Genomic DNA, 25724 nt, shown 5'->3' with positions numbered 1-25724 from the left:
GCACGCATCGGCACAAAACGCAGTACAGCGAACGGCACGAACAGCACGGCATCGAGCAGAGCAAACGGTCCGCCTCCCGCACCTTCCCCGCAGGAGGCGGACCGCTGTGTTCCCAGCCGTTAGGGTGGGGCGCTGTCCAGCAGCCTCCGAGGGCACACCACCCCCGGACCCCCGGCCGGAGGGCCCGTACCGCGATGTCCCTGCACAGCCAGTCGAGCGCCTCCTACCAGGCTGCCGCCGCACCAGAGTTCCCCCGGCACGTCGTCACCGCGGTCCTCGTCGCCCACGACGGCTCCCGCTGGCTGCCCCGGACCCTCGCCGGTCTCCTCGGCCAGGAACGCCCCGCCCAGAGCCACATCGCCGCCGACACCGGCAGCGCCGACGACTCCGCGCGCCTGCTCGGCGAGGCCCTCGGTGAGGACCGCGTCCTGCACCTCGCCCGCCGCACCGGCTTCGGCGCCGCCGTCGACGAAGCCGCCCGCACCGCCGGCACCCTGACCCCCGAGGAACTCCCGTACCTCAAGCGCCCCTCCGGCTGGGATCCCGTCAGCCGCACCTGGCGCGACGACACGTACGACCTCCCCGACCTGCCCCACGGCGAACCCGTCCAGTGGCTCTGGCTGCTCCACGACGACTGCGCACCCGAGCCCGACGCCCTCGCCGAACTGCTGCGCGTCGCCGACGAGAACCCCGAAGCCGCCGTCATCGGCCCCAAACTGCGCGGCTGGTACGACAAGAAGCAGCTCCTCGAAGTCGGCGTCACCATCGCCCGCAGCGGCCGCCGCTGGACCGGCCTCGACCGGCGCGAACAGGACCAGGGCCAGCACGACCAGGTCCAGCCCGTCCTCTCCGTGTCCAGCGCCGGCATGCTGATCCGCCGCGACGTGTACGACGCCCTCGGCGGCTTCGACCGCCGCCTGCCCCTCATGCGCGACGACGTCGACCTGTGCTGGCGCGTCCAGAGCGCCGGCCACACCGTCCTCGTCGCCCCCGACGCCGTCCTGCGGCACGCAGAGGCCTCCGCTCGCGAACGCCGCACCGTCGACTGCGTCGGCCGCTCCGCCGCCAGCCCCCACCGCGTCGACAAGGCCGGCGCCGTCTACACGATGCTGGCCAACAGCCCCGGCCGCGCCCTCCCGTACGTCCTGCTGCGCATCCTCTTCGGCACCGTCCTGCGCACCCTCGCCTACCTCGTCGGCAAGGCCCCCGGACAAGCCGTCGACGAGATCACCGGCCTCCTCGCCACCCTGCTGCGCCCCGGCCGGATCCTCGGAGCCCGCCGCCGCAGAGGCCGCGCCGCCGTCACCGCCAAGGAACTGCGCCCCCTCTTCCCGCCGCCCGGCGCCAGCCTGCGCGCCAACGCCGAACAGCTAGCCGGCTACTTCGGCGCCGACGGCGACACCGAGACCAACACCGCCGGCCGACACGGCGGCGCCGTCGAATCGGGACCCGGCGGAGACGACGCCGACTACCTGGACATCGAACAGTTCGCGCGCCTCAAGCGGATCGCCCGCAAGCCCGCGCCCGTCCTCTTCGCCCTCCTCCTGCTCGTCTCCGTCATCGCCTGCCGCTCCCTCCTCGGCGGCGGCTCCCTCATGGGCGGAGCCCTGCTCCCCGCCCCCGACGGCGGACTCGACCTCTGGCGCGTCTACGCCGACGACTGGCAGCCCGTCGGCACCGGCACCACCGCCGGAGCGCCGCCCTACCTCGCCGTCCTCGGCGCCCTCTCCACCCTGCTCCTCGGCTCCACCGACGCCGCCCTGACCCTGCTGCTCGTCTGCTCGGTCCCGCTCGCCGGCCTCACCGCCTACTTCGCCTCCCGGCCGCTGGTGGAATCCCGGCTGCTGCGCGCCTGGGCCGCCGTCGCCTACGCCTTCCTGCCCGCCGTCACCGGGGCCCTCGCCGGCGGCCGGCTCGGCACCGCCGTCCTGGCGATCCTGCTCCCGCTCATCGCACGCTCGGCCGTCACCGCCTTCGGATTCGGCGAGGGGGAGGGCAGCTGGCGCTCCGCCTGGACCCACACCCTCCTGCTGACCCTGGCCACCGCCTTCACCCCCGTCGTCTGGCCGCTCGCCGCCGTCCTCGGAACCACCGCGCTGGTCCTGCACCGCGCGCAGTGGAAGACGTACGGCCCGCGCCTCCTCGCGACGCTCGGCGTCCCCCTCCTCGTCCTCGCCCCCTGGTCGCTGAGCCTGCTCACCCACCCGGCGAGCTTCCTGCGCGAGGCCGGACTGCCCTACGGAGCCGGCTCGGCCACCGCCCTGGACCTGCTCGGCATCAGCCCCGGCGGCCCCCGCACCGCCGGCGGCCTGATCCTCCTCGGCGTCGTCCTCGCCGCCCTGGCCGCCCTGCTGCGCGCCGACCGGCAGTTCGCCGTACGGGCCGCCTGGGCCACCGCGCTCGCCGCGCTCGTCCTTGCCGTACTCGTCAACCGCACCACCTGGGCCGGCCCCGCCACCCTCGTCTACGGACTCGCCCTGCTGTCCGCCGCCGTCATCGGCGCCGACGGGGCCAAGGAACGCGTCGCGGCCCGCAGCTTCGGCTGGCGCCAGCCCCTCGCCGCCCTGATCGCGCTCGCCGCCGCCGTCGGCCCGCTCGTCGGCGCGGCCGGCTGGATGCTCAGCGGAGCCGCCGGACCGCTGGAGCGCCGCGACCCCGTCCAGGTCCCCGCCTTCGTCGCCGAAGAGAGCGGTACCCGCGACCAGGCCCGGACCCTCGTCATCGGCGCCGACACCCCGGCCGCCCTCTCGTACAGCCTGGTCCGCGGTTCCGGCGGCCGCCTCGGCGACGCAGAACTCGCCGACCGGGCCGGCAGCGACGCCCGCCTCGACAAGGTCGTCTCCAGCCTCGTCGCCGGCTCCGGCGCCGACCAGACCGACCAGCTCGGCGGCTTCGCCATCCGCTACGTCCTGGTCCGCGACGGCGCCCCGCAGGAGATCGGACGCGTCCTCGACGCCACCCCCGGCCTCAGCCGCCTCAGCAAGCTCGAAGGCAGCGCCCTGTGGCGCGTCGACCGGCAGGTCGCCCGCACCGTCATCGTCTCCGGCAAGCCCGGCGAGGCACCCATCCCCGTCGCCTCCGGCCCCGTCGAGGCCCGCACCAAGATCCCGGCGGGCGAGGCCGGACGCGTCCTGCGCATCGCCGACCGGGCCGACCCCGGCTGGCGGGCCACCCTCGACGGCAAGCCGCTCAAGGCCAAGACGCTCGACGGATGGGCGCAGGGCTTCGAACTGCCCGCCGCCGCCGGCGAGCTCGACCTCGTCCACGACGACGCCCTCACCCGGACCGCCTGGCACTGGGCCCAGGGCCTGCTCGCCCTGGTGCTCCTGGTGATGGCCCTGCCGGGCCGCCGCGCCCGCCTGGACGACGACCTCCCCGAGGACGAGGCCCCCGCCGCCGAGGAGCCCGGCGCAGGCCGCCGGGCCCGCCGCCTGCGCGAGCAGTCCGAGCCGGAAGCCCAGACCGGGTCCGCCCCCGCCGAGGCGGCCGTCGCGGCCGACCCGTACGCGCAGATCCCTGCGCAGCAGGCGTACGGGGAGGACGCGTACGCCTACCAGCAGCCGGCGTACGGAGACCAGAGCGGCTACGCGTACGGCGGCCAGGAGCAGCAGCCGCCGCAGCAGCAGTACGACCAGTACCCGTACGAGCAGCAGCAGTACACCGGCCACGACCCGGGCACGCAGTACGAGCAGCCGTACCCGCCCCACCAGCCGTACGAGCAGCCGTACCCGTCCTACGAACAGCAGCCCGACCCCCACAACGGCTACGACGCCTACGGCCAGCACGACGGACAGCACGCCCCGCGTCCGGACGGGAGCCCCCACCAGTGAAGCAGCGCGTACCCCTCACGCTCGCCGCGGTCACGGCCGCCCTGGCCGCCGTCACCGGCCTGGCCGCCCTCACCGCACCGGCCGCCGACGGGGCCTCCAAGGCCGCGGCGGGCAAGCCGGCGGCCCGGATGCCGGTCGAGCGGTCCCTGCTGGTGTGCCCCGCGCCCAGCACCTCCGACATCGCCGAGACCCTGTACACGGCGATCACCCCGGGTGCGGCCGTCGCGGGAGGCAAGGGCACGGCCCGGCTGCTGGGCGCGACCAAGGAAGCCAAGCCCGTCCTGGAACTCAAGGAGCCCGGCAAGCCCGTGGCCGCCAAGGCCTCCGGCGCCGGGGCTCCGGCGCTCACCGGCGTCGCCGACGGAGTCCTGGCCCCCGGCTGGAGCGCGCAGCAGACCACGGTCGTCTCCGTCGGCCGCATGCGCGGCATGCTCGGCACCGGGTGCACCTCACCCGGCACCGACTTCTGGTTCCCCGGCGTGAGCACCGCCAAGGGCCGCGAGGACTACGTCCACGTGACCAACCCCGACGACACCGCGGCCGTGGTGGACATCAAGCTGTTCGGCCCGGACGGCGCGGTCAAGGCCGAGGCGGGCACCAGCGAGAACATCCGCATCGACCCGAAGTCCAGCAAGGCCATCTCCCTGGCCTCCCTCGCCCCCGGCGCACAGCTCGCGGACGTCACCGCCCACGTGACCACCCGCGCGGGCCGGGTCGGGGCCACTGCCCAGGCGGGCGAGGAAGGCGTCGGCGCCGACTGGCTGCCCGCCTCCGTGGACCCGGCGGGGACCCTGGTCCTGCCCGGCATCCCGGCCGACGCCACCTCCGTCCGGCTGGTCGCCTTCGCCCCCGGCGACGAGGACGCGGACCTCCAGGTGAAGCTGGCCGGGCCGACCGGCTCGATCAGCCCCGCGGGCAGCGAGCAGCTCCACGTCAAGGCCGGCATGACCGCGAGCCTCGACCTCAAGGACGTCACCCGCGGCGAGCCGGGCTCCCTCGTCCTGTCCCCGGCCGACGTCAAGAAGTCCGTCGTCCCCGTGGTCGCGGCCCTCCGGGTGGTCCGCGGCAGCGGCGCCAAACAGGAGATCGGCTTCATCCAGGCCTCCGCCCCCGTCGGCGCGCGGGCGACCGTCGCCGACAACCGCCCCGAGGCGAACGCCACCCAGCTGTCGCTGACGGCCCCGCCCGGAGCCGACGCGACGGTCAAGGTGACGGCCTCGCCCGGCACGGAGGGCGGCGAACCCGCCTCCCAGGACGTGACGGTCAAGGGGGGCACCACACAGACCCTGACCCTCGCCCCGGCCGGCGGCAAGGGCGCCTACGCCCTCACGGTGGAAACCGTCTCCGGCGGCCCCGTCCACGCGTCCCGCACCCTGACGATCCCGCGCGACGGCATCCCGATGTTCACGACCCAGACCCTCTCGGACGACCACTCCACGGTCTCGGTCCCCAAGGCGGCCCAGGACCTCTCGGTCCTCACCCAGTAACCCACCGACGGAGCCTTTCCCAGCCGTCCGGCGTTTGAGGACCGGGGTCTGGGGCGGAGCCCCAGGTCCTTTCAGCCCGTCCGGCGTTTGAGGACCAGGTCCGGGCGGAGCCCGGGGAACGGTGGAAGGGCGGGTAGGGGACGGCCCCGCAGGGCCCGCCTCCCGCACCGCCGGCGCACGCCGTAACGATGCGGGCGGGCCGGGACGCCCCGGGGACCTAATCCGACCCGGGACCTGGTCCGACCGGGACCTAGGGCCTGTCGTCAAACTCCCGTCTGCCTCGCGACGCCTGGTGCGTGCTCTCGCCGCACCGGGCGAAAGCCCGAGTACGTCCAGTACGCGGACTTTCGCCCGGCGCGCCGAGAGCACGCACCAGACGCCGCGCGGCCGCCCTTCGGGCGACGACGGGAGTTTGACGACAGGCCCTAGTCCGACCCGTACCGCGGATCCACCGTCTCGGGCGACAGCCCCAACAACTCCGCGACCTGCTCCACCACGATCTCGTGCACCAGCATCGCCCGCTCGTCCCGAGACTTCGCCCGGATTTCCACCGGCCGCCGGAACACCACGATCCGCGCCGGCCGCCCACCACCGGCCTCCGCCAGCGCACCCAGCGGCACCGCCTCATCGTTCCAGCCGGTCTCCGCACCCCCCGGCGGGCCGGGCACGTCGCCGATCATGAACTCCACCTCGGCCAGCTGCGGCCAGCGCCGTTCCAGCCGCTCCACGGAGTCCCGTACGAGGTCCCCGAAGAGCTCCCCCCGGCTCGCCGACAGCGGTACCTGCGGAGGGGCCACCGGCCCGCGCATCCCGCGCCCGTGCCGGTCGCGCCGCCGCACCCGTGGCTCACCGGCGGGGGAGCCGCCGGGCAGGGAGGCGGCAGGGGGCACGGGAGGGGGAGGCAGAGTGCTGTCCGTCACCCCCGCAGGGTAGCCCGCACATCCGCACCGGGGCGGGGGAGATCCGACGACACGGGGGAGCGGCCGGGGGAGAGTCGTCGCGGCCCGGTCAAGAGTGCGGTACCGTCCAACGTCGTGAGCCTTGTACGTCGCTGTTCGCGCACCGCGTGCGGCCGCCCTGCCGTCGCGACTCTGACGTACGTCTACGCCGATTCGACCGCAGTTCTCGGCCCGCTCGCCACCTACGCCGAACCCCACTGCTACGACCTCTGCGCCGAGCACTCGGAGCGCCTGACCGCCCCGCGCGGCTGGGACGTCGTACGCCTCACCGATGGGTCGGCGCCCTCGCGTCCCACGGGTGACGACCTCGAAGCCCTCGCCAACGCCGTTCGCGAGGCGGCCCGTCCGCCGGAGCGCGCGGCCGGGGCCGGCCGCGCCGGTCAGGGCGGTCCCACCACCGGGGAGACCCGTCGTGGACACCTGCGCGTCCTGCGTTCGCCGGATTCCTGACATTCGGTTGATCTGAAAAGCCACGCTGTGTCCACGGTAGGTTTGCCTCACCGCACATCACCTTCAGGGGGGCAGGCAGTGGCCACCGATCTTTCGAACATCGTCAAGGCGTACGACGTACGGGGCGTCGTGCCGGACGAGTGGGACGAGCACCTGGCCGAACTGTTCGGTGCCGCCTTCGTCGAGGTGACCGGTGCCCCGGCCATCGTCATCGGCCACGACATGCGGCCCTCCTCCCCGGCCCTGTCGGGCGCCTTCGCCCGCGGCGCGGCCGCCCGCGGCGTCGACGTCACCCTCATCGGGCTCTGCTCCACCGACCAGCTGTACTACGCCTCCGGCAAGCTGAACCTGCCCGGCGCGATGTTCACGGCCTCGCACAACCCGGCGCAGTACAACGGCATCAAGCTCTGCCGGGCCGGCGCCGCCCCGGTCGGCCAGGACACCGGCCTCTCCACCATCCGCGAGCTCGCCGAGAAGTGGAGCGACGAGGGCGCCCCGGCGATCCCCGCCGGCACCGTCCCGGGCGCCGTCACCGAGCAGGACACCCTCACCGGTTACGCCGACCACCTGAAGGGTCTGGTCGACCTCACCGCCATCCGCCCGCTCAAGGTCGTCGTCGACGCGGGCAACGGCATGGGCGGGCACACGGTCCCCACCGTCTTCACGGGCCTCCCGCTGGACGTGGTCCCCATGTACTTCGAACTGGACGGGACCTTCCCGAACCACGAGGCCAACCCCCTCGACCCGAAGAACATCGTCGACCTCCAGGCCCGCGTCCTGGCCGAGGGCGCCGACCTCGGCATCGCCTTCGACGGCGACGCCGACCGCTGCTTCATCGTCGACGAGCGCGGCGAGGGCGTCTCCCCGTCCGCCATCACCGCCCTGGTCGCCGCCCGCGAACTGGCCCGCAACGGCGGCACCGGCACCGTGATCCACAACCTGATCACCTCCTGGTCGGTGCCCGAGGTCGTCCGCGAGAACGGCGGCACCCCCGTCCGCACCCGCGTCGGCCACTCCTTCATCAAGGAGGAGATGGCCAAATCCGGCGCCATCTTCGGCGGCGAGCACTCGGCGCACTACTACTTCAAGGACTTCTGGAACGCGGACACCGGCATGCTCGCCGCGCTCCACGTCCTCGCGGCCCTCGGCGGCCAGGACGGCCCCCTCTCCGACCTGGTCTCCTCCTACGACCGCTACGCGGGCTCAGGCGAGATCAACTCGACCGTCGCCGACCAGACGGCCCGCCTCGCCGCCGTCAAGGCCGCCTACGGCTCCGCGGAGGGCGTCACCCTCGACGAACTGGACGGCCTCACCGCGACCACCGCCGACTGGTGGTTCAACGTCCGCGCCTCCAACACCGAGCCCCTCCTGCGCCTGAACGTGGAAGCCCGCGATGAGGCCACCCTCGCCAAGATCCGCGACGAGGTCCTGGCCCTCATCCGCGCGTGAACGCCGCGGGCGGGGCCGGACCGCGCTCCGCGCAACCCCGGCCCCGCCCGCGCCCTCGGGTCCCGGCCGGCAAAATCCAGCCCCGCCGGCGTTTGAGGCGCGGGGTCCGGGGCGGAGCCCCGGCAGCGCCGCTGCACCCGATGTCCGCCGTGCCGCCGTCGACCCCTCACCAGAGGTCCTCCTCCACCCGTCACCAGAGATGACTCGGCGGTAGGCTGACCTGGCCCGATCCACATCCCGAAGGGAAGCACCCCATGCCGCTCGAAGCCGGCCTGCTGGAGATCCTCGCCTGCCCCGCCTGCCACTCGCCCCTGGAGGACAAGTCGGCGGACGAGACCACCCCCGAGCTGATCTGCACCGGCCAGGACTGCGGTCTCGCCTACCCGGTCCGCGACGGCATCCCGGTCCTCCTCGTCGACGAGGCACGCCGACCCGCCTGAGCCTCCTACCGCCACCCCGCGCAAACGCTGAGACTGGTTCCGTCACACACGTTCCGTCACCGCTGGACACGTCACAGACCTAGCCGGAGGCCGCCATGCTCGACGAGTCACTCCTCGACGCACCTGACGATCTGGCCCGCGCCGACCGCCGCGGCCTGCTCCGCGGCGCCGCCGATGCCGGCGCACGGGTACGCACCGCGGCCCGGCACGCCGCCGAGGCCGGTCTCGCCGACCTGCGCCCCGACGGCCGCCCCCGCGCGGTCCTCATCGCCGGGCCCGGCACCGCCGCCACCGGGGTAGCCGACCTGCTCGGCGCGCTCGCGGGTGCCTCCGCGCCCGTCATCCGGCTGCACCCGACCGGCGTCGCGCACGCCGCCGGGGCGCTGCGCTGGGCCCTGCCCGGCTGGGCCGGCCCCGTCGACCTGCTGCTCATCGCCACCACCGACGGAACCGAGCCCGGCCTCGCCGTCCTCGCCGAGCAGGCCTACCGGCGCGGCTCCACCGTCGTCGCCGTCGCCCCCGAGCGCTCGCCGCTGAGCGAAGCGGTGGACGGCGCGCACGGGCTCCTCGTACCGATGGCCAAGGCCCCGTACCAGGAGTACGACGAGTCGGCCGCGGCCGGCCCCGGCGCCCTCTGGGCCCTGCTGACCCCGCTGCTGGTGCTCCTCGACAGGGTCGGCCTGATCACCGCCGCCCCGCAGACCCTGCAGCTCGTCGCCGACCGGCTGGACCGCACGGCCGAGCGCTGCGGCCCCGCCATCGCCACCTACTCCAACCCGGCCAAGACCCTCGCCTCCGAGCTCGCCGACTCCCTCCCGCTCATCTGGAGCGAGGGCGCCGCCGCGGGACCCGCCGGGCGCCGCTTCGCCGCCACCCTCGCCGAACTCGCCGGCCGGCCCGCACTCGCCGCCGACCTTCCCGAGGCGCTCCCGGCCCACGGGGTCCTGCTCGCCGGCGGTTTCGCCGCCGGCGCCGACCCCGACGACTTCTTCCGCGACCGAGTGGAAGAACCGCAGGCCCTTCGCGCACGCATCGTCCTGTTGCGCGACAGGCCCGCAGGCGGACTGACAGCCGCCCCTGCCGCACGAGAGCTCGCCCTCAGCCACGACACGGCCATCAGCGAGCTCGAACCGGAGGAGGGCACAGAGCTGGAACAGCTCGCCGAACTCCTCGCCGTCACGGATTTCGCCACCGCCTACCTGGCGTTGGCCTCCGGGGGACACAGCTGAGGCGCACGCACGCGCGCGCCTCTCACCCAGGAAGACGACCGATGGACCGCCTCACGAACACGATCCGCCCCTACGCCTGGGGATCGACCAACGCGATCCCCGAACTCATCGGAGTGCCGCCCACCGGCGAACCCCAGGCCGAGCTGTGGATGGGCGCCCACCCCGGCGCCCCCTCCCGCCTCGACCGCGGAGCAGGCGAGGGCGCCCTCTCGGACGTCATCGCCGCCGACCCCGAAGGCGAACTGGGAGTCGCCGCCGTCCGCAAGTTCGGCCCCGGGCTCCCCTTCCTCTTCAAGATCCTCGCCGCCGGCGCCCCGCTCTCCCTCCAGGTCCACCCCGACCTCGCCCAGGCGAAGGCCGGGTTCGAGGACGAGGAGCGCCGCGGCGTCCCGATCGACGCACCGCAGCGCAACTACAAGGACGCCAACCACAAGCCCGAGTTGGTCTGCGCCCTCACCCCCTTCGAGGGCCTGTCCGGATTCCGCCCGCCGCTGGAGGCCGCCGCCCTGCTGGAGGGCCTCGGCGTCAACTCTCTGAAGCCCTACGCCGACCTCCTGCGGGCACATCCCGAGGAGGCGGCCTTGCGCGAGGTGCTCACCGCCGTCCTGACCGCCGACCGCGCCGAGATGGCCCGTACGGTCACCGAGGCCGCGGCCGCCGCCGAGCGGCTCGGGGGGCCGTACGCCCCGTACGCCGGACTCGTCCACCACTACCCGGGCGACCCCGGCCTCATCGCCGCGATGCTCCTCAACCACGTGCAACTCCAGCCCGGCGAAGCCATGTTCCTCGGCGCCGGCATTCCGCACGCCTACCTCGATGGCCTCGCCGTCGAGCTCATGGCCAACTCCGACAACGTCCTGCGCTGCGGACTCACCCCCAAACACGTCGACGTGCCGGAGCTGCTGAAGGTCACCCGCTTCGAGCCCGGCGACCCCGGCATCCTGCGCCCGGAGGGCAACGGCGAGGAGGTCTACGAGACCCCCATCGACGAATTCCGGCTCTCCCGCTTCGTCCTGGCCCCCGGCGGCGCACCTCGGGCGGTCCCCGACACCACCGCGCAGATCCTGCTGTGCACGGCGGGCTCCCCGAAGGCGCAATCCGCGAAGTCGGGCGAACTGGCGCTGGCACCCGGCGAATCGGTCTTCGTACCGGCAGGCGAAAAGGTCGAACTGTCCGGAACCGGCACCGTCTTCCGTGCCACTGTGGTGGTCTGACGTACCGTCCCTCTCGGTGGCTGTGAGAATCTGCGGCCGTAGCGCGGCGTCCCGGCCCGGGGCGCCGCACCGAGGAAGGGACACATCGCAACCATGAGCGCGTCGGGCGGTACCAAGGCGATCGTGGCGGCACTCGCCGCCAATCTGGCCATCGCGGTAGCCAAATTCGTGGCCTTCGCCTTCAGCGGCTCGTCGTCGATGCTCGCCGAAGGCGTCCACTCACTGGCGGACTCCGGAAACCAGGGCCTGCTCCTCCTCGGCGGCAAGAAGGCCCAGCGCGAGGCGACTCCGCAACACCCCTTCGGGTACGGGCGCGAACGCTACATCTACGCCTTCCTCGTCTCCATCGTGCTGTTCACCGTCGGTGGCATGTTCGCCATCTACGAGGGCTACGAGAAGATCCACGACCCGCACGAGATCACGCACTGGTACTGGCCGGTCGGCGTCCTCGTCTTCGCGATCATCGCGGAGTCCTTCTCCTTCCGCACCGCGATCAAGGAGTCGAACGAGATCCGCGGCAGCCTCACCTGGGCCCAGTTCATCAAGCGCGCCAAGGCCCCCGAGCTCCCCGTGGTCCTCCTGGAAGACCTCGGCGCCCTCATCGGCCTCGTCCTCGCCCTCGCGGGCGTGGGCATCGCCCTGCTGACCGGCAACGGCGTCTGGGACGGCATCGGCACCCTGTGCATCGGCATCCTGCTGATCATCATCGCCATCGTGCTCGCCGCCGAGACCAAGTCCCTGCTGCTCGGCGAGGCCGCCGGCACCGAGGACGTCGAGAAGATCAAGGCCGCGTTGGTCGACGGAGACGTCGTGACCGGCGTCATCCACATGCGCACCCTGCACCTGGGCCCCGAGGAGCTCTTGGTCGCCGCGAAGATCTCCGTCCAGAGCGACGACACCGCGACGGAGGTGGCCAACGCCATCAACGCCGCCGAGGCCCGCATCCGCGAGGCGGTCCCGATCGCCCGCGTGATTTACCTCGAGCCGGACATCTACAACGCCGAGGCCGCGGCCAAGGGCACCAACCCGGGCCACTGACCGCGTAACGCACCGAGGCCCCCCTGCGCCTGCGCCGGGGGGCCTCGTCGTGCCGCCGGACCGGCCGGGTCAGTCGTTCGCGGCCTCGTACGTCCACGTCAGCTGTCCGGGCCCGGAGCCCACCGCGTTCCGCGCCGCCTTCGCCGCCCGCCGCCGCGCCACAAGCGAGCCGATGCCGAGCCCGCCACCGACGAGGAAGGCCGGCACGCCCAGGAAGGCCGTCAGCCCGGCAACGGCCGCCGCGTCGGGCAGCTCGGCCAGCGGGACCCCCCATACGGCCGACACCGGCACGGTTCCCTGGCCCTGGTCGCGGGCCCGCAGATGGGAGTCGAAGGAATTCCAGCGGTTGTCGCCCATCAGGAACATCCGCCCCTCGGGCACCGTGACATCGAAAGGAACCGTCGCCGGCACGGCAGGGTCTTTGAGGTACGGCTCGACGAGCGGCTTCCCGTTCAGCATCAGACTCGCCTGACCCGCTGCCCACGAGATGCGGTCCCCACCCAGGGCCACCACCCGCTTGAAGACCTGCTGGCCCTCCTTCATCCCTGCCCCGTTCACCCACGAGGAAGGGGCCGCGAAGACCACGGCGTCCCCGTGCCGGACCTCCTGCGGAGCGACCCGAGCGAACCAGACCCGGTCCCCGGGGGAGTATGCGGGCCTCATCGACTCCGACGGGATGACCGTCATCCGGTAGTCGTCCGCGAGGACGTACCTGGTCCAGCTCGCCGCCCCCGCGAACAGCACCGCGCCGAGCACGACGAGCACCACCGCCCAGATCCCTCTTCCCCACCCGACACCGTCTGGAGCGCGAAGCGTACGCAGCGCCCTCGGGCCCCGTACCACCGAGGTGGAGTACGGGGCCCGAGGGTGCTGTAAGGGGGCCGGGGCTACTGGATCTCGCGCAGCACGTCCAGGATCGCGGCCTTGCCGGGCGCGGCCTGCAGCCGCTCCCGGAAGCCGGTGTCCATCAGCTTGCGCGACAGCAGCGCCAGGATCCGCAGGTGCTCGTCCCCGGCGGCGGCCTCCGGCACGGAGATCATGAAGACCAGCCGGGCCTTCGTCCCGTCCAGGGCGCCCCACTCGATGCCCTCGTCGGACCGGGCGAAGCCCACCGTCGGGCGGGTCACCGCGTCCGTCTTGGCGTGCGGGATGGCGATCGACTCGCCGAGACCCGTCGTGCCCTGCGCCTCCCGGGCCAGGGCGACCCGTACGAGCTCGTCCACGTCGGTGACGTTGCCGGTCGTGGCCAGCATCTCCGCCATCTCGCGGATCGCCGCCTCCTTGGAGTCCGACGCCAGCTCCGTCTTCACCGTCTGCTCGGTGAGGTACCCGGACAGCACCTCGGGCGGCCCGCCCGCGGCCACCGGAGCCGCGGCCGCGGGCTGCCGTGTCCGTACGGCCGTCCCGGCTGCTCCCGCACCCACGGCGGCAGCCGCACCGCCGCCACCGGCGCCCACGGCGGCACCCACGCCGACCAGGGCCGGCTCGGGCGCGAGGACCGCGGCGGACCCGCCGCCGGTCCCGCCCTCCCGGCGCAGCTTGAACTCGATCAGCGCGTTGGTCGTCAGCGCGGTCACGACCGCACCGGCGGCGATGGCCACGAAGAACATCGCGACGCCGCTGATCGCACCGAACAGCGAGACGATCGGACCGCCGTGCGGCACCGAGTCCTGGACCCCGGCCACACCGGCGATCGCACCGGCCACCGCGCCACCGAGCATGTTCGCGGGGATGACCTGGGCGGGCCGGGCCGCGGCGAAGGGGATCGCTCCTTCGGAGATGCCGAAGAAGCCCATGAACAGGGCCGCGAGGCCGGTTTCCTTCTCCTCGTCGCTGTAGAGCTTGCGGCGCAGCAGCGTGGCCAGACCCTGGCCGAGCGGCATGACGGGGATGGCCGCGGCGGCCATGCCCATGACGTGGTTGTTGGTGCCGATGAGGCCGACGGCGACGAGGAAGGCGGTCTTGTTGACCGGACCGCCCATGTCGAAGGCGATCATCAGGCCGATCAGGGTGCCCAGCACGATCGCGCTGGAGCCGGTCATGCCGTTCAGCCAGTTGGTCAGGTTCGTGAAGACCCAGGAGATCGGCTTGCCGATCACGTAGATGTAGAACAGGCCCAGGGCCACGGTCGACACGATCGGGATCACGATGATCGGCATGATCGGCTGGATGACCTTGGGGACCTTGACCTTCTTGATCCACATGACCAGATAGCCCGCGATGAAGCCCGTCGCGATGGCACCCAGGAAGCCGGCGTTCGCGTCGGCCCCGTAGATGTGCACGGCGTCCGCGGCGAGGAAGCCGCCGATCATGCCGGGTACGAGGGCCGGCCGGTCGCCCAGCGAGTAGGCGATGTAGCCGGAGAAGATCGGCAGCATCAGGGAGAAGCCGGTCACGCCGAGCTTGTTGACGTAGAACCAGAAGGTCCCGTCGGGAATGACCAGCCCGCCCTTGGCGTCCGCGTGCCCGCCGAGGGACAGCGAGACGGCCAGCAGCAGACCGCCCACGACCACGAACGGGATCATGTGGGAGACGCCGTTCATCAGCGCCTTGTACGCCTGACTGCGCTGCCCGCCGCCCCCGCCGGCGCCGCTGCCGGCGGCCGCCACGGTCCCGGCCTGCACCGGAGCGCTCTGCGCGCGCCGGATCAGCTCCTCCGGCTTGTGGATGCCGTCCGCGACACCGGTGGACAGCACCCGCTTGCCGGCGAACCGGTCGAGGTGGACCTCCTTGTCGGCGGCGATGATGACGGCGTCCGCCTGCCTGACATCGTTGTCAGAGAGCACGTTCTCGGCCCCGATGGAACCTTGGGTCTCCACCTTGATCGTGACGCCGAGGCGGTCGGCGGCCTGCTGCAGCTTCTCCGCGGCCATGTACGTGTGCGCGATACCGGTGGGGCACGCGGTGACGGCGACGATCCTCACGGGCTGCCGCCCGCTCATGTCCCCGCCTTCGGGAGGGCCTGCCGGACTGGTCACTGGAATCTCCTCACGACACATGCGTTGTCCTGCGGGATCGCGCGTACTACCCGACCCACCGGCATCCTTCCGCATGTAAGGGGTGGATCAAAAGTCCGAAAGGCCCCCAATTCTCCGCCGGAGGCCCCGAACTCCAGCCGAGACTTGCCCTCAGGTCACCTGGGCCGCGCTCCGCCGATCGGTGTAGATTCGTCATCAGTGTCAGGCGTCGCTGCTGATGGCGGTCGGGCGGTCTTCGAGACCGGCCGAGGGGAGAGAGGACCCCCGACGGACTGAGCGCCATGTGCGCCGTCTTGACGACGGTGCGCGGCTCAGCCGTACCCACCTCTCCACATCACGAGGAGCAGCACCCACATGACTGCCGCTTTCACCGACTTCAAGGTCGCGGACCTCTCCCTCGCCGTCTTCGGACGCAAGGAGATCACCCTCGCCGAGCACGAGATGCCGGGCCTCATGTCGATCCGCCGGGAGTACGCGGCCACCCAGCCGCTCGCCGGCGCCCGCGTCACCGGCTCCCTGCACATGACCGTGCAGACCGCCGTCCTCATCGAGACCCTCGTCGCCCTCGGCGCCGACGTCCGCTGGGCCTCCTGCAACATCTTCTCCACCCAGGACCACGCGGCCGCCGCCATCGCGGTGGGCCCGAACGGCACCGCGGAGAACCCGCAGGGCGTCCCCGTCTTCGCCTGGAAGGGCGAGACGCTGGAAGAGTACTGGTGGTGCACGGAGCAGGCGCTGACCTGGCCGAACACCCCCACCGGCGGCCCGAACATGATCCTCGACGACGGTGGCGACGCCACCCTCCTCGTCCACAAGGGCGTCGAGTTCGAGAAGGCCGGCGCCGCTCCGGACCCGTCGACGGCGGACTCCGAGGAGTACGCCAACATCCTGACCCTCCTCAACCGCACCCTGGGCGAGAACCCGCAGAAGTGGACGCAGCTCGCGTCCGAGATCCGCGGCGTCACCGAGGAGACCACCACCGGCGTCCACCGCCTCTACGAGATGATGGCCGAGGGCACCCTGCTCTTCCCGGCGATCAACGTGAACGACGCCGTCACCAAGTCGAAGTTCGACAACAAGTACGGCTGCCGCCACTCCCTCATCGACGGCATCAACCGCGCCACCGACGTCCTCATCGGCGGCAAGACCGCCGTGGTCTTCGGCTACGGCGACGTCGGCAAGGGCTGCGCCGAGTCGCTGCGCGGCCAGGGCGCGCGCGTCATCGTCACCGAGATCGACCCGATCTGCGCCCTGCAGGCGGCGATGGACGGCTACCAGGTCGCAACCCTGGACGACGTCGTCGAGACGGCCGACATCTTCATCACGACCACCGGCAACAAGGACATCATCATGGCCGCCGACATGGCCAAGATGAAGCACCAGGCCATCGTGGGCAACATCGGCCACTTCGACAACGAGATCGACATGGCCGGCCTCGCGAAGATCGAGGGCATCGTCAAGGACGAGGTCAAGCCCCAGGTCCACACCTGGAAGTTCCCCGACGGCAAGGTCCTCATCCTCCTGTCCGAAGGCCGCCTCCTGAACCTGGGCAACGCCACCGGCCACCCGTCCTTCGTGATGTCGAACTCCTTCGCGGACCAGACCCTGGCCCAGATCGAGCTCTTCACCAAGCCGGCCGAGTACCCCACCGACGTCTACGTGCTCCCCAAGCACCTCGACGAGAAGGTGGCCCGCCTCCACCTCGCCGCCCTCGGCGTCCGCCTGACCACCCTGCGCCCGGAGCAGGCCGCCTACATCGGCGTGGACGTCGCGGGCCCGTACAAGCCGGACCACTACCGCTACTGATCCCCACGGATCAGCGGCACCCACGCGTCAGGTCAGGCCCCCGGCATCCGTGCCGGGGGCCTGCCCCGTACCCGCCCGAAACCCAGGAAGACGCCCCATGCCCCGAGGCCGCTACGCGCTCCACGACCCGCACGACCACACGCCCCTCGGCGAGGAGCACTTCCACTGCGCCCCGGGCCCCTCAGGCTGGCGCTACGTCTCCCAGCTCACCGCACCCGACGGTGCGCACCGCGGCTCCGTCGACCTGGCCGTCGACGAACTGGGCCGCCCCATCCGCCTCGAGGTCAACGCCTCCAGCTGGCAGGTCCGCGGCGCCGCCATCGACGGGATCACCTGGGTCCGCACCGATCCCGCCGGAGCCGAAGCCACCGAGGGCAACGTCCCCGGGGCCGCCGGCTTCACCGGCACCTCCCCGGCCTTCCTCGTCGCCACGGCCCGGCTGCTGCGCCTGGCCCCCGGCGCCCCCGCCACCCGCGTCCGCCTGGTCGCCCTGACCGACCCCGTCCTGGCGGCCCGTACGACCGACCAGGCCTGGGCCCTGCTGCACCGCGCGGAGCACCCCACGGACAGCGGCCCGCTCCTGGTCGACGAATACCGGGTCACCGCCCTGGACACCGGCGAGGTCCACACGGTCCACATCGCCGGGGACGTGGTCCTCTCGGCCCCCGGCATCGAACTCGAACACCTGGAAACCCCGCCCTCCGCCTTCACCGACTAGCTAGGCGGGCGGCGCGAACCCGGTCGCCTTCGGCGGCTCCGGGGGTACGGGTACGGGCACGGGCGCCACCGGAACCACGGGAGCCGCGACGGGCATCACCACCGCCGGCGCCGCCACGGCCGGCATCACCACGGGCGCGGGCTGCTGCCCGTACGCAACCGGAGCCGCCCCGGGAGCGGGCTGCTGCCGGAAGGCCCGCGCGGCGTCCCGCGACTGCCGCTCGTGCACCACGGCCATCAGGAACGCGGCGGCGGGCACCCCGACCGGCGGCTGAGCCCCCGTACGCGCCACCAGATCGTCCGCGAGCCGGGCCGCCATCGAGGCGCCCACCTGCGGATCGAGCTGGTCCATGCGCGTCAGGTACTGCCGGATCGCCAGCCACAGCCCGTCCGGCACCGCGGACAGGTCCAGCCCGCCGAACCGCCCGGCCAGCCATGGAGGCGGCGGCGGCACCGGCATCACCCGCGCCCCCGGTACCCGCTCCCGGATGACCAGCGTCCCCGCGAACACGTCCCCGAGCCGCCGCCCCCGCTCGGAGAACAGCGACGCGATGCAGGCCACGGACCCGAAGGTCATCAGCAGTTCGAAGACCCCGAAGGCCCCGCGCACCATCGCGTGCCGGAAGCGGATCGGCCCGCCGTCGTCGCGCACCACGCGCAGCCCGCACGCGAGCTTGCCCAGCGAGCGCCCGTGGCTCATCGTCTCCACCGCGATCGGTACGCCGACCAGGACGAGGACGAAGGAGGCCACCGACACGGCCGCCCGGGCCGCCCCGTCCATCGAAGCGGTGGCCAGCACCAGCCCGACGGTGATCAGCACGTACCCGGCGACGTACACGACCAGGTCGAGCAGGATCGCCAGCGCCCGGCTCGGCAGTCTCGCCGGCCGCAGCCCCAGGACGACCGCGTCCCCCGTCACCAGATCGCTCACCGCTGCACACCCTTCACCTGACCTGCCCCGCCCCATCGGCCTCCAGTCTGCCAAGCTGACGAAGCAAGCAGTAGGAGAAACCGGTAGGGACCAGGGGCAGGGGAGCGCCAACCGCATGGATCTCGACGTCTTCGTTGCGGCCCACCAGACCGAGTGGGCCCGCCTGGAACAGCTGCTGGGCCGGGGCCGGCGCCTCACGGGGGCCGAGGCCGACGAGCTCGTCGCGCTCTACCAGCGCACGGCCACCCACCTCTCCCTCGTCCAGTCCAGCACCCCCGACCCGATGCTCACCGGCCGCCTGACCCAGCTCGTCGCCCGCGCCCGCGCCACGGTGACGGGCACCCGCCGGTCCGGCTGGCGCGACGCTGCCCGCTTCTTCACGTCGGGCTTCCCTGCCGCCGTCTACCTCAGCCGCCGCTGGTGGATACCCACTGCACTGATCTCCACCGCAGTCGGCGTGCTCGTCGGATGGTGGATAGCCACCCACCCGGAGATCCAGAACGCCATCGGGGCCCCGGAGGACCTGAAGGCGATGACGAAGCCGGGTGGCGGGTACGAGACGTACTACTCCAGCCACCCCGCGGCCTCCTTCGCGGCCCAGGTCTGGACGAACAACGCCCAGGCGGCCGCGATCTGCCTGGTCCTGGGCGGCTTCCTGGGCCTGCCGGTCCTGTACATCCTGTGGCAGAACATGCTGAACCTGGGCGTCGGCATCGGCCTGATGTCCTCGGCCGACCGCCTCGACGTCTTCCTGGGCCTGATCCTCCCGCACGGCCTGCTCGAACTGACCGCCGTCTTCGTGGCCGCCGGTACGGGCCTGCGCCTGGGCTGGACGGTCATCGACCCCGGCCACCGCACCCGCCGCGTGGCCCTGGCCGAACAGGGCCGCGCCGCCCTCGGCATGGCCATCGGCCTGGCGGCGGTCCTCTTCCTCTCCGGCCTGATCGAAGGCTTCGCCACCCCCTCCGGCCTGCCCACATGGGCCCGCATCAGCATCGGCGTGGCCGCCGAGGCGGCCTTCCTGCTCTACGTCTACGTCCTGGGCGGCCGAGCGGCCCGAGCCGGCGACGTGGGCGACGTGGAGCAGGCAGACCAGACGGCGACGCTCCCTACCGCGGCCTGATGTGCGTACGACCCTGCTGAGCTGCTAGTCTCCTCGTCGTCCCGCAAACACCGTTGACACGGCGGCTGTGGGGAGGTAGATTCGAACGGTTGCCTCGAACTGGACAAGTTCGGCAGTGATGGTTTAAAATCTCTCTCGCCCCAGGAATTGAATTCCAAGCGGGCACAACCGACTCTTCATTCAGGAAACTGACCCCGGGAAATCCGGTGGAAATCTTCTGATAGAGTCGGACTCGCCGGAAAGGGAAACGCGAAAGCGAAGAACTGGAAAGCGAAACCCGCTGACTGGGAATCGGACACGAAAGAGTCTGATAGAGTCGGAAACGCAAGAACAGAACGAAAGCCCGGAGGAAAGCCCGAGAGGGTGAGTACAAAGGAAGCGTCCGTTCCTTGAGAACTCAACAGCGTGCCAAAAATCAACGCCAAAAAGTTGATACCCCGTCCATTTCGGTGGATGAGGTTCCTTTGAAAAAAGACCTGTGAGGTCGCGGCTTCGGCCCTGACACTTGCAGGCAATTACACAGCGAGGACGCAGTGGACGGTCGGTCTTATTCCGACATGACTGTCCCGCTCTAAGTGCGTGTGCACCGGATAACCGGTAAACATTCATGGAGAGTTTGATCCTGGCTCAGGACGAACGCTGGCGGCGTGCTTAACACATGCAAGTCGAACGATGAAGCCCTTCGGGGTGGATTAGTGGCGAACGGGTGAGTAACACGTGGGCAATCTGCCCTTCACTCTGGGACAAGCCCTGGAAACGGGGTCTAATACCGGATAACACTCCTGCCTGCATGGGCGGGGGTTAAAAGCTCCGGCGGTGAAGGATGAGCCCGCGGCCTATCAGCTTGTTGGTGGGGTAATGGCCCACCAAGGCGACGACGGGTAGCCGGCCTGAGAGGGCGACCGGCCACACTGGGACTGAGACACGGCCCAGACTCCTACGGGAGGCAGCAGTGGGGAATATTGCACAATGGGCGAAAGCCTGATGCAGCGACGCCGCGTGAGGGATGACGGCCTTCGGGTTGTAAACCTCTTTCAGCAGGGAAGAAGCGAAAGTGACGGTACCTGCAGAAGAAGCGCCGGCTAACTACGTGCCAGCAGCCGCGGTAATACGTAGGGCGCAAGCGTTGTCCGGAATTATTGGGCGTAAAGAGCTCGTAGGCGGCTTGTCACGTCGGATGTGAAAGCCCGAGGCTTAACCTCGGGTCTGCATTCGATACGGGCTAGCTAGAGTGTGGTAGGGGAGATCGGAATTCCTGGTGTAGCGGTGAAATGCGCAGATATCAGGAGGAACACCGGTGGCGAAGGCGGATCTCTGGGCCATTACTGACGCTGAGGAGCGAAAGCGTGGGGAGCGAACAGGATTAGATACCCTGGTAGTCCACGCCGTAAACGTTGGGAACTAGGTGTTGGCGACATTCCACGTCGTCGGTGCCGCAGCTAACGCATTAAGTTCCCCGCCTGGGGAGTACGGCCGCAAGGCTAAAACTCAAAGGAATTGACGGGGGCCCGCACAAGCAGCGGAGCATGTGGCTTAATTCGACGCAACGCGAAGAACCTTACCAAGGCTTGACATATACCGGAAAGCATTAGAGATAGTGCCCCCCTTGTGGTCGGTATACAGGTGGTGCATGGCTGTCGTCAGCTCGTGTCGTGAGATGTTGGGTTAAGTCCCGCAACGAGCGCAACCCTTGTCCTGTGTTGCCAGCATGCCCTTCGGGGTGATGGGGACTCACAGGAGACCGCCGGGGTCAACTCGGAGGAAGGTGGGGACGACGTCAAGTCATCATGCCCCTTATGTCTTGGGCTGCACACGTGCTACAATGGCCGGTACAATGAGCTGCGATACCGTGAGGTGGAGCGAATCTCAAAAAGCCGGTCTCAGTTCGGATTGGGGTCTGCAACTCGACCCCATGAAGTCGGAGTTGCTAGTAATCGCAGATCAGCATTGCTGCGGTGAATACGTTCCCGGGCCTTGTACACACCGCCCGTCACGTCACGAAAGTCGGTAACACCCGAAGCCGGTGGCCCAACCCGTAAGGGAGGGAGCTGTCGAAGGTGGGACTGGCGATTGGGACGAAGTCGTAACAAGGTAGCCGTACCGGAAGGTGCGGCTGGATCACCTCCTTTCTAAGGAGCACAGTACCGATTGCAGACAAACGTTCTGCACGGTCAGCTCAGGGTGGAACGTTGATTAGTTGGCACGGTTTCCTGGATGGATCACAAGTACTGCTTCGGCGTGGAAAGTGACTCACTGACGGGGGATCGTGCTTGGCACGTTGTTGGGTATCTGAGGGTACGGCCGTAAGGCTTTATCTTCGTGATGCCGGCCCCAGTGAACTCGCCAGCTTGTCTGGTGGGGTGATGGGTGGCTGGTCGTTGCTTGAGAACTACACAGTGGACGCGAGCATCTGTAGGCCAAGTTTTTAAGGGCGCACGGTGGATGCCTTGGCACCAGGAACCGATGAAGGACGTGAGAGGCCGCGATAGGCCCCGGGGAGCTGCCAACTGAGCTTTGATCCGGGGGTGTCCGAATGGGGAAACCCGGCAGTCGTCATGGGCTGTCACCCGCTGCTGAACACATAGGCAGTGTGGAGGGAACGCGGGGAAGTGAAACATCTCAGTACCCGCAGGAAGAGAAAACAACCGTGATTCCGGGAGTAGTGGCGAGCGAAACCGGATGAGGCCAAACCGTATGCGTGTGATACCCGGCAGGGGTTGCGCATGCGGGGTTGTGGGAATTCTTTTGATCGGTCTGCCGGCCGGTCGGCGAGTCAGAAACCGTTGATGTAGTCGAAGGACATGCGAAAGGTCCGGCGTAGAGGGTAAGACCCCCGTAGACGAAACATCAGCGGCTTGCTTAAGAATCTCCCAAGTAGCATGGGGCCCGAGAAATCCCGTGTGAATCTGGCGGGACCACCCGCTAAGCCTAAATATTCCCTGGTGACCGATAGCGGATAGTACCGTGAGGGAATGGTGAAAAGTACCGCGGGAGCGGAGTGAAATAGTACCTGAAACCGTGTGCCTACAAGCCGTGGGAGCGTCGCCGTTATTCTTCGGAATAACGGTCGTGACTGCGTGCCTTTTGAAGAATGAGCCTGCGAGTTAGCGGTGTGTAGCGAGGTTAACCCGTGTGGGGAAGCCGTAGCGAAAGCGAGTCCGAATAGGGCGATTGAGTTGCACGCTCTAGACCCGAAGCGGAGTGATCTAGCCATGGGCAGGTTGAAGCGGAGGTAAGACTTCGTGGAGGACCGAACCCACCAGGGTTGAAAACCTGGGGGATGACCTGTGGTTAGGGGTGAAAGGCCAATCAAACTCCGTGATAGCTGGTTCTCCCCGAAATGCATTTAGGTGCAGCGTCACGTGTTTCTTGCCGGAGGTAGAGCACTGGATAGGCGATGGGCCCTACCGGGTTACTGACCTTAGCCAAACTCCGAATGCCGGTAAGTGAGAGCGTGGCAGTGAGACTGTGGGGGATAAGCTCCATGGTCGAGAGGGAAACAGCCCAGAGCATCGACTAAGGCCCCTAAGCGTACGCTAAGTGGGAAAGGATGTGGAGTCGCAGAGACAACCAGGAGGTTGGCTTAGAAGCAGCCACCCTTGAAAGAGTGCGTAATAGCTCACTGGTCAAGTGATTCCGCGCCGACAATGTAGCGGGGCTCAAGCGTACCGCCGAAGTCGTGTCATTGCAGCAATAGGGCCAACGCCCGCTGTGATGGGTAGGGGAGCGTCGTGTGCCGGGTGAAGCAGCAGCGGAAGCTAGTTGTGGACGGTTCACGAGTGAGAATGCAGGCATGAGTAGCGATACACACGTGAGAAACGTGTGCGCCGATTGACTAAGGGTTCCTGGGTCAAGCTGATCTGCCCAGGGTAAGTCGGGACCTAAGGCGAGGCCGACAGGCGTAGTCGATGGACAACCGGTTGATATTCCGGTACCCGCTTTGAAACGCCCAATATCGAATCAGGCGATGCTAAGCCCGTGAAGCCGTTCCGGACCCTTCGGGGAAAGGAAAGTGGTGGAGCCGGTGACCCAGACTTGTAGTAGGTAAGCGATGGGGTGACGCAGGAAGGTAGTCCAGCCCGGGCGGTGGTAGTCCCGGGGTAAGGGTGTAGGCCGAGGGGTAGGCAAATCCGTCCCTCATATAAGGCTGAGACCTGATGCCGAGCCGATTGTGGTGAAGTGGATGATCCTATGCTGTCGAGAAAAGCCTCTAGCGAGTTTCATGGCGGCCCGTACCCTAAACCGACTCAGGTGGTCAGGTAGAGAATACCGAGGCGTTCGGGTGAACTATGGTTAAGGAACTCGGCAAAATGCCCCCGTAACTTCGGGAGAAGGGGGGCCATCACTGGTGATCGGATTTACTCCGTGAGCTGGGGGTGGCCGCAGAGACCAGCGAGAAGCGACTGTTTACTAAAAACACAGGTCCGTGCGAAGCCGTAAGGCGATGTATACGGACTGACGCCTGCCCGGTGCTGGAACGTTAAGGGGACCGGTTAGTCACATTTCGGTGTGGCGAAGCTGAGAACTTAAGCGCCAGTAAACGGCGGTGGTAACTATAACCATCCTAAGGTAGCGAAATTCCTTGTCGGGTAAGTTCCGACCTGCACGAATGGCGTAACGACTTCTCGACTGTCTCAACCATAGGCCCGGTGAAATTGCACTACGAGTAAAGATGCTCGTTTCGCGCAGCAGGACGGAAAGACCCCGGGACCTTTACTATAGTTTGATATTGGTGTTCGGTTCGGCTTGTGTAGGATAGGTGGGAGACTTTGAAGCGGCCACGCCAGTGGTTGTGGAGTCGTCGTTGAAATACCACTCTGGTCGTGCTGGATGTCTAACCTCGGTCCGTGATCCGGATCAGGGACAGTGTCTGATGGGTAGTTTAACTGGGGCGGTTGCCTCCCAAAAAGTAACGGAGGCGCCCAAAGGTTCCCTCAGCCTGGTTGGCAATCAGGTGTTGAGTGTAAGTGCACAAGGGAGCTTGACTGTGAGACCGACGGGTCGAGCAGGGACGAAAGTCGGGACTAGTGATCCGGCGGTGGCTTGTGGAAGCGCCGTCGCTCAACGGATAAAAGGTACCCCGGGGATAACAGGCTGATCTTCCCCAAGAGTCCATATCGACGGGATGGTTTGGCACCTCGATGTCGGCTCGTCGCATCCTGGGGCTGGAGTCGGTCCCAAGGGTTGGGCTGTTCGCCCATTAAAGCGGTACGCGAGCTGGGTTTAGAACGTCGTGAGACAGTTCGGTCCCTATCCGCTGTGCGCGTAGGAATATTGAGAAGGGCTGTCCCTAGTACGAGAGGACCGGGACGGACGAACCTCTGGTGTGCCAGTTGTCCTGCCAAGGGCATGGCTGGTTGGCTACGTTCGGGAGGGATAACCGCTGAAAGCATCTAAGCGGGAAGCCTGCTTCAAGATGAGTATTCCCACCTCCTTGAGAGGGTAAGGCTCCCAGTAGACGACTGGGTTGATAGGCCAGATGTGGAAGCCCGGTAACGGGTGGAGCTGACTGGTACTAATAGGCCGAGGGCTTGTCCTCAGTTGCTCGCGTCCACTGTGTTAGTTCTGAAGTAACGAACTGTGTCATATCCGGTTTGGTTAACTTCATAGTGTTTCGGTGGTCATAGCGTTAGGGAAACGCCCGGTTTACATTCCGAACCCGGAAGCTAAGCCTTTCAGCGCCGATGGTACTGCAGGGGGGACCCTGTGGGAGAGTAGGACGCCGCCGAACAATCATTGTAGAGAGCCCCGTACCAGGGAACTGGTACGGGGCTTTTCTGCGTTTACCCTCACGCGGTGTTTACGCGGCCGTATACTCGGAGCATGTCTGATGCCATGATCCGTGTGCCGGCCGAGGTGAGAGACCGCCTTGCCGTCATCGCTGAGTCCCGTGGGACGTCCATCCGGTCTCTGGTGCAGGAGTTTGCGGAGACGACGCTGACCGCAGAGGAGCGGCGGGAGAGGGCAGAGCGCGCTCGGGTCTACATGGCTGAGCACTTCGGGGTTGAAGTGACCGACGAGGAGAGCGAGGCCATGGGGCGCAAGCTCCGTGAGGCCTTCGCTCAGTAGCAGG

At 69.0% G+C, this 25724-nt stretch carries 16 protein-coding genes and 3 rRNA genes; 15 read left to right on the top strand and 4 right to left on the bottom strand.

All coding sequences use genetic code 11. The features are described 5' to 3' along the window. Nucleotides 1–194 precede the first annotated feature (194 nt). A complete protein-coding gene (locus AC3IYI_RS15565) occupies nucleotides 195–3830 on the top strand; it encodes a glycosyltransferase (protein ID WP_489410736.1) in 3636 nt (1211 codons plus the stop codon). Continuing rightward, the gene (locus AC3IYI_RS15560) at nucleotides 3827–5317 is read left to right on the top strand and encodes a DUF5719 family protein (protein WP_489410735.1); all 1491 of its coding nucleotides are present in this window, start codon (nucleotides 3827–3829) and stop codon (nucleotides 5315–5317) included. Before AC3IYI_RS15565 ends, AC3IYI_RS15560 begins: the two co-directional genes overlap by 4 nt. A gap of 425 nt (nucleotides 5318–5742) precedes the next feature. On the opposite strand, the gene AC3IYI_RS15555 is transcribed toward AC3IYI_RS15560, so the two are convergent. Further along, nucleotides 5743–6237, bottom strand: a complete 495-nt coding sequence (locus AC3IYI_RS15555) for a metallopeptidase family protein (RefSeq protein WP_403719044.1) — start codon at nucleotides 6235–6237, stop codon at nucleotides 5743–5745. A 114-nt stretch (nucleotides 6238–6351) separates the two neighbouring features. Here AC3IYI_RS15555 and AC3IYI_RS15550 point away from each other — a divergent pair, with 114 nt between their 5' ends. The 6 genes from AC3IYI_RS15550 (at nucleotide 6352) to AC3IYI_RS15525 (ending at nucleotide 12096) form a co-directional block, all read left to right on the top strand. After that, nucleotides 6352–6726 (top strand): DUF3499 domain-containing protein, encoded by a 375-nt coding sequence (locus tag AC3IYI_RS15550; RefSeq protein ID WP_489410734.1) that lies wholly within the window; start codon nucleotides 6352–6354, stop codon nucleotides 6724–6726. A 78-nt stretch (nucleotides 6727–6804) separates the two neighbouring features. Then, on the top strand, nucleotides 6805–8175 hold the full coding sequence (locus AC3IYI_RS15545) for a phosphomannomutase/phosphoglucomutase (RefSeq protein ID WP_489410733.1): 1371 nt from the start codon (nucleotides 6805–6807) through the stop codon (nucleotides 8173–8175). Nucleotides 8176–8429: 254 nt separating this feature from the next. Further along, the gene (locus AC3IYI_RS15540; RefSeq protein WP_243342091.1) at nucleotides 8430–8615 is read left to right on the top strand and encodes a Trm112 family protein; all 186 of its coding nucleotides are present in this window, start codon (nucleotides 8430–8432) and stop codon (nucleotides 8613–8615) included. 95 nt (nucleotides 8616–8710) lie between these two features. Then, nucleotides 8711–9844: an SIS domain-containing protein gene (locus AC3IYI_RS15535; RefSeq protein ID WP_489410732.1), complete on the top strand. Its 1134-nt coding sequence runs from the start codon at nucleotides 8711–8713 to the stop codon at nucleotides 9842–9844. Between the two features lie 41 nt (nucleotides 9845–9885). Next, nucleotides 9886–11058, top strand: a complete 1173-nt coding sequence (manA, locus tag AC3IYI_RS15530) for a mannose-6-phosphate isomerase, class I (protein WP_489410731.1) — start codon at nucleotides 9886–9888, stop codon at nucleotides 11056–11058. A 93-nt stretch (nucleotides 11059–11151) separates the two neighbouring features. After that, on the top strand, nucleotides 11152–12096 hold the full coding sequence (locus AC3IYI_RS15525) for a cation diffusion facilitator family transporter (RefSeq protein ID WP_489410730.1): 945 nt from the start codon (nucleotides 11152–11154) through the stop codon (nucleotides 12094–12096). Nucleotides 12097–12165: 69 nt separating this feature from the next. Here AC3IYI_RS15525 and lepB read toward each other — a convergent pair whose 3' ends face one another. Both lepB and AC3IYI_RS15515 read right to left on the bottom strand, forming a co-directional pair. Then, nucleotides 12166–12864 carry a signal peptidase I gene (gene lepB, locus AC3IYI_RS15520; protein ID WP_489410729.1) on the bottom strand — a complete coding sequence of 233 codons (699 nt, stop codon included), beginning with the start codon at nucleotides 12862–12864 and terminating at the stop codon, nucleotides 12166–12168. Between the two features lie 119 nt (nucleotides 12865–12983). After that, complete coding sequence (locus AC3IYI_RS15515; RefSeq protein ID WP_489410728.1) at nucleotides 12984–15038, bottom strand: fructose-specific PTS transporter subunit EIIC; 2055 nt, start codon at nucleotides 15036–15038, stop codon at nucleotides 12984–12986. Nucleotides 15039–15428: 390 nt separating this feature from the next. Here AC3IYI_RS15515 and ahcY point away from each other — a divergent pair, with 390 nt between their 5' ends. Both ahcY and AC3IYI_RS15505 read left to right on the top strand, forming a co-directional pair. After that, nucleotides 15429–16880, top strand: coding sequence for an adenosylhomocysteinase (ahcY, locus tag AC3IYI_RS15510; RefSeq protein ID WP_489410727.1), 1452 nt, complete (start codon nucleotides 15429–15431; stop codon nucleotides 16878–16880). A 97-nt stretch (nucleotides 16881–16977) separates the two neighbouring features. Next, nucleotides 16978–17598, top strand: a complete 621-nt coding sequence (locus AC3IYI_RS15505; protein WP_243342097.1) for a hypothetical protein — start codon at nucleotides 16978–16980, stop codon at nucleotides 17596–17598. Here AC3IYI_RS15505 and AC3IYI_RS15500 read toward each other — a convergent pair whose 3' ends face one another. Further along, nucleotides 17599–18528: an RDD family protein gene (locus tag AC3IYI_RS15500; protein ID WP_489410726.1), complete on the bottom strand. Its 930-nt coding sequence runs from the start codon at nucleotides 18526–18528 to the stop codon at nucleotides 17599–17601. 115 nt (nucleotides 18529–18643) lie between these two features. Between AC3IYI_RS15500 and AC3IYI_RS15495 the strand changes: the two genes are divergently transcribed. From AC3IYI_RS15495 to AC3IYI_RS15475, 5 genes are all read left to right on the top strand, one after another. Continuing rightward, nucleotides 18644–19651, top strand: a complete 1008-nt coding sequence (locus AC3IYI_RS15495) for a stage II sporulation protein M (protein WP_489410725.1) — start codon at nucleotides 18644–18646, stop codon at nucleotides 19649–19651. 604 nt (nucleotides 19652–20255) lie between these two features. Further along, a 16S ribosomal RNA gene (locus AC3IYI_RS15490) occupies nucleotides 20256–21780 on the top strand. Nucleotides 21781–22066: 286 nt separating this feature from the next. Then, nucleotides 22067–25190, top strand: a 23S ribosomal RNA gene (locus AC3IYI_RS15485). 74 nt (nucleotides 25191–25264) lie between these two features. Next, nucleotides 25265–25382: ribosomal RNA gene (rrf, locus tag AC3IYI_RS15480) — 5S ribosomal RNA — on the top strand. Together the 16S, 23S and 5S rRNA genes form the textbook arrangement of a ribosomal RNA operon. A 92-nt stretch (nucleotides 25383–25474) precedes the next feature. Continuing rightward, a complete protein-coding gene (locus tag AC3IYI_RS15475) occupies nucleotides 25475–25720 on the top strand; it encodes a hypothetical protein (RefSeq protein ID WP_489410724.1) in 246 nt (81 codons plus the stop codon). Nucleotides 25721–25724 lie beyond the last annotated feature (4 nt).

The sequence above is a fragment of the Streptomyces sp. GL_148 genome (assembly GCF_057834205.1).
The sequence above is the reverse complement of the archived record's forward strand: the minus strand, read 5'-3'. Positions and strand labels throughout refer to the sequence as shown.

What these genes read in the sequence shown, in the direction of transcription:
- AC3IYI_RS15565 (WP_489410736.1), top strand. Translation starts at nt 195, where the DNA reads ATGTCCCTGCACAGCCAGTCGAGCGCCTCCTACCAGGCTGCCGCCGCA.
- AC3IYI_RS15540 (WP_243342091.1), top strand. Translation starts at nt 8,430, where the DNA reads ATGCCGCTCGAAGCCGGCCTGCTGGAGATCCTCGCCTGCCCCGCCTGC.
- AC3IYI_RS15535 (WP_489410732.1), top strand. Translation starts at nt 8,711, where the DNA reads ATGCTCGACGAGTCACTCCTCGACGCACCTGACGATCTGGCCCGCGCC.
- manA (WP_489410731.1), top strand. Translation starts at nt 9,886, where the DNA reads ATGGACCGCCTCACGAACACGATCCGCCCCTACGCCTGGGGATCGACC.
- AC3IYI_RS15525 (WP_489410730.1), top strand. Translation starts at nt 11,152, where the DNA reads ATGAGCGCGTCGGGCGGTACCAAGGCGATCGTGGCGGCACTCGCCGCC.
- AC3IYI_RS15515 (WP_489410728.1), bottom strand. Translation starts at nt 15,038, where the DNA reads ATGAGCGGGCGGCAGCCCGTGAGGATCGTCGCCGTCACCGCGTGCCCC.
- ahcY (WP_489410727.1), top strand. Translation starts at nt 15,429, where the DNA reads ATGACTGCCGCTTTCACCGACTTCAAGGTCGCGGACCTCTCCCTCGCC.
- AC3IYI_RS15505 (WP_243342097.1), top strand. Translation starts at nt 16,978, where the DNA reads ATGCCCCGAGGCCGCTACGCGCTCCACGACCCGCACGACCACACGCCC.
- AC3IYI_RS15495 (WP_489410725.1), top strand. Translation starts at nt 18,644, where the DNA reads ATGGATCTCGACGTCTTCGTTGCGGCCCACCAGACCGAGTGGGCCCGC.
- AC3IYI_RS15475 (WP_489410724.1), top strand. Translation starts at nt 25,475, where the DNA reads ATGTCTGATGCCATGATCCGTGTGCCGGCCGAGGTGAGAGACCGCCTT.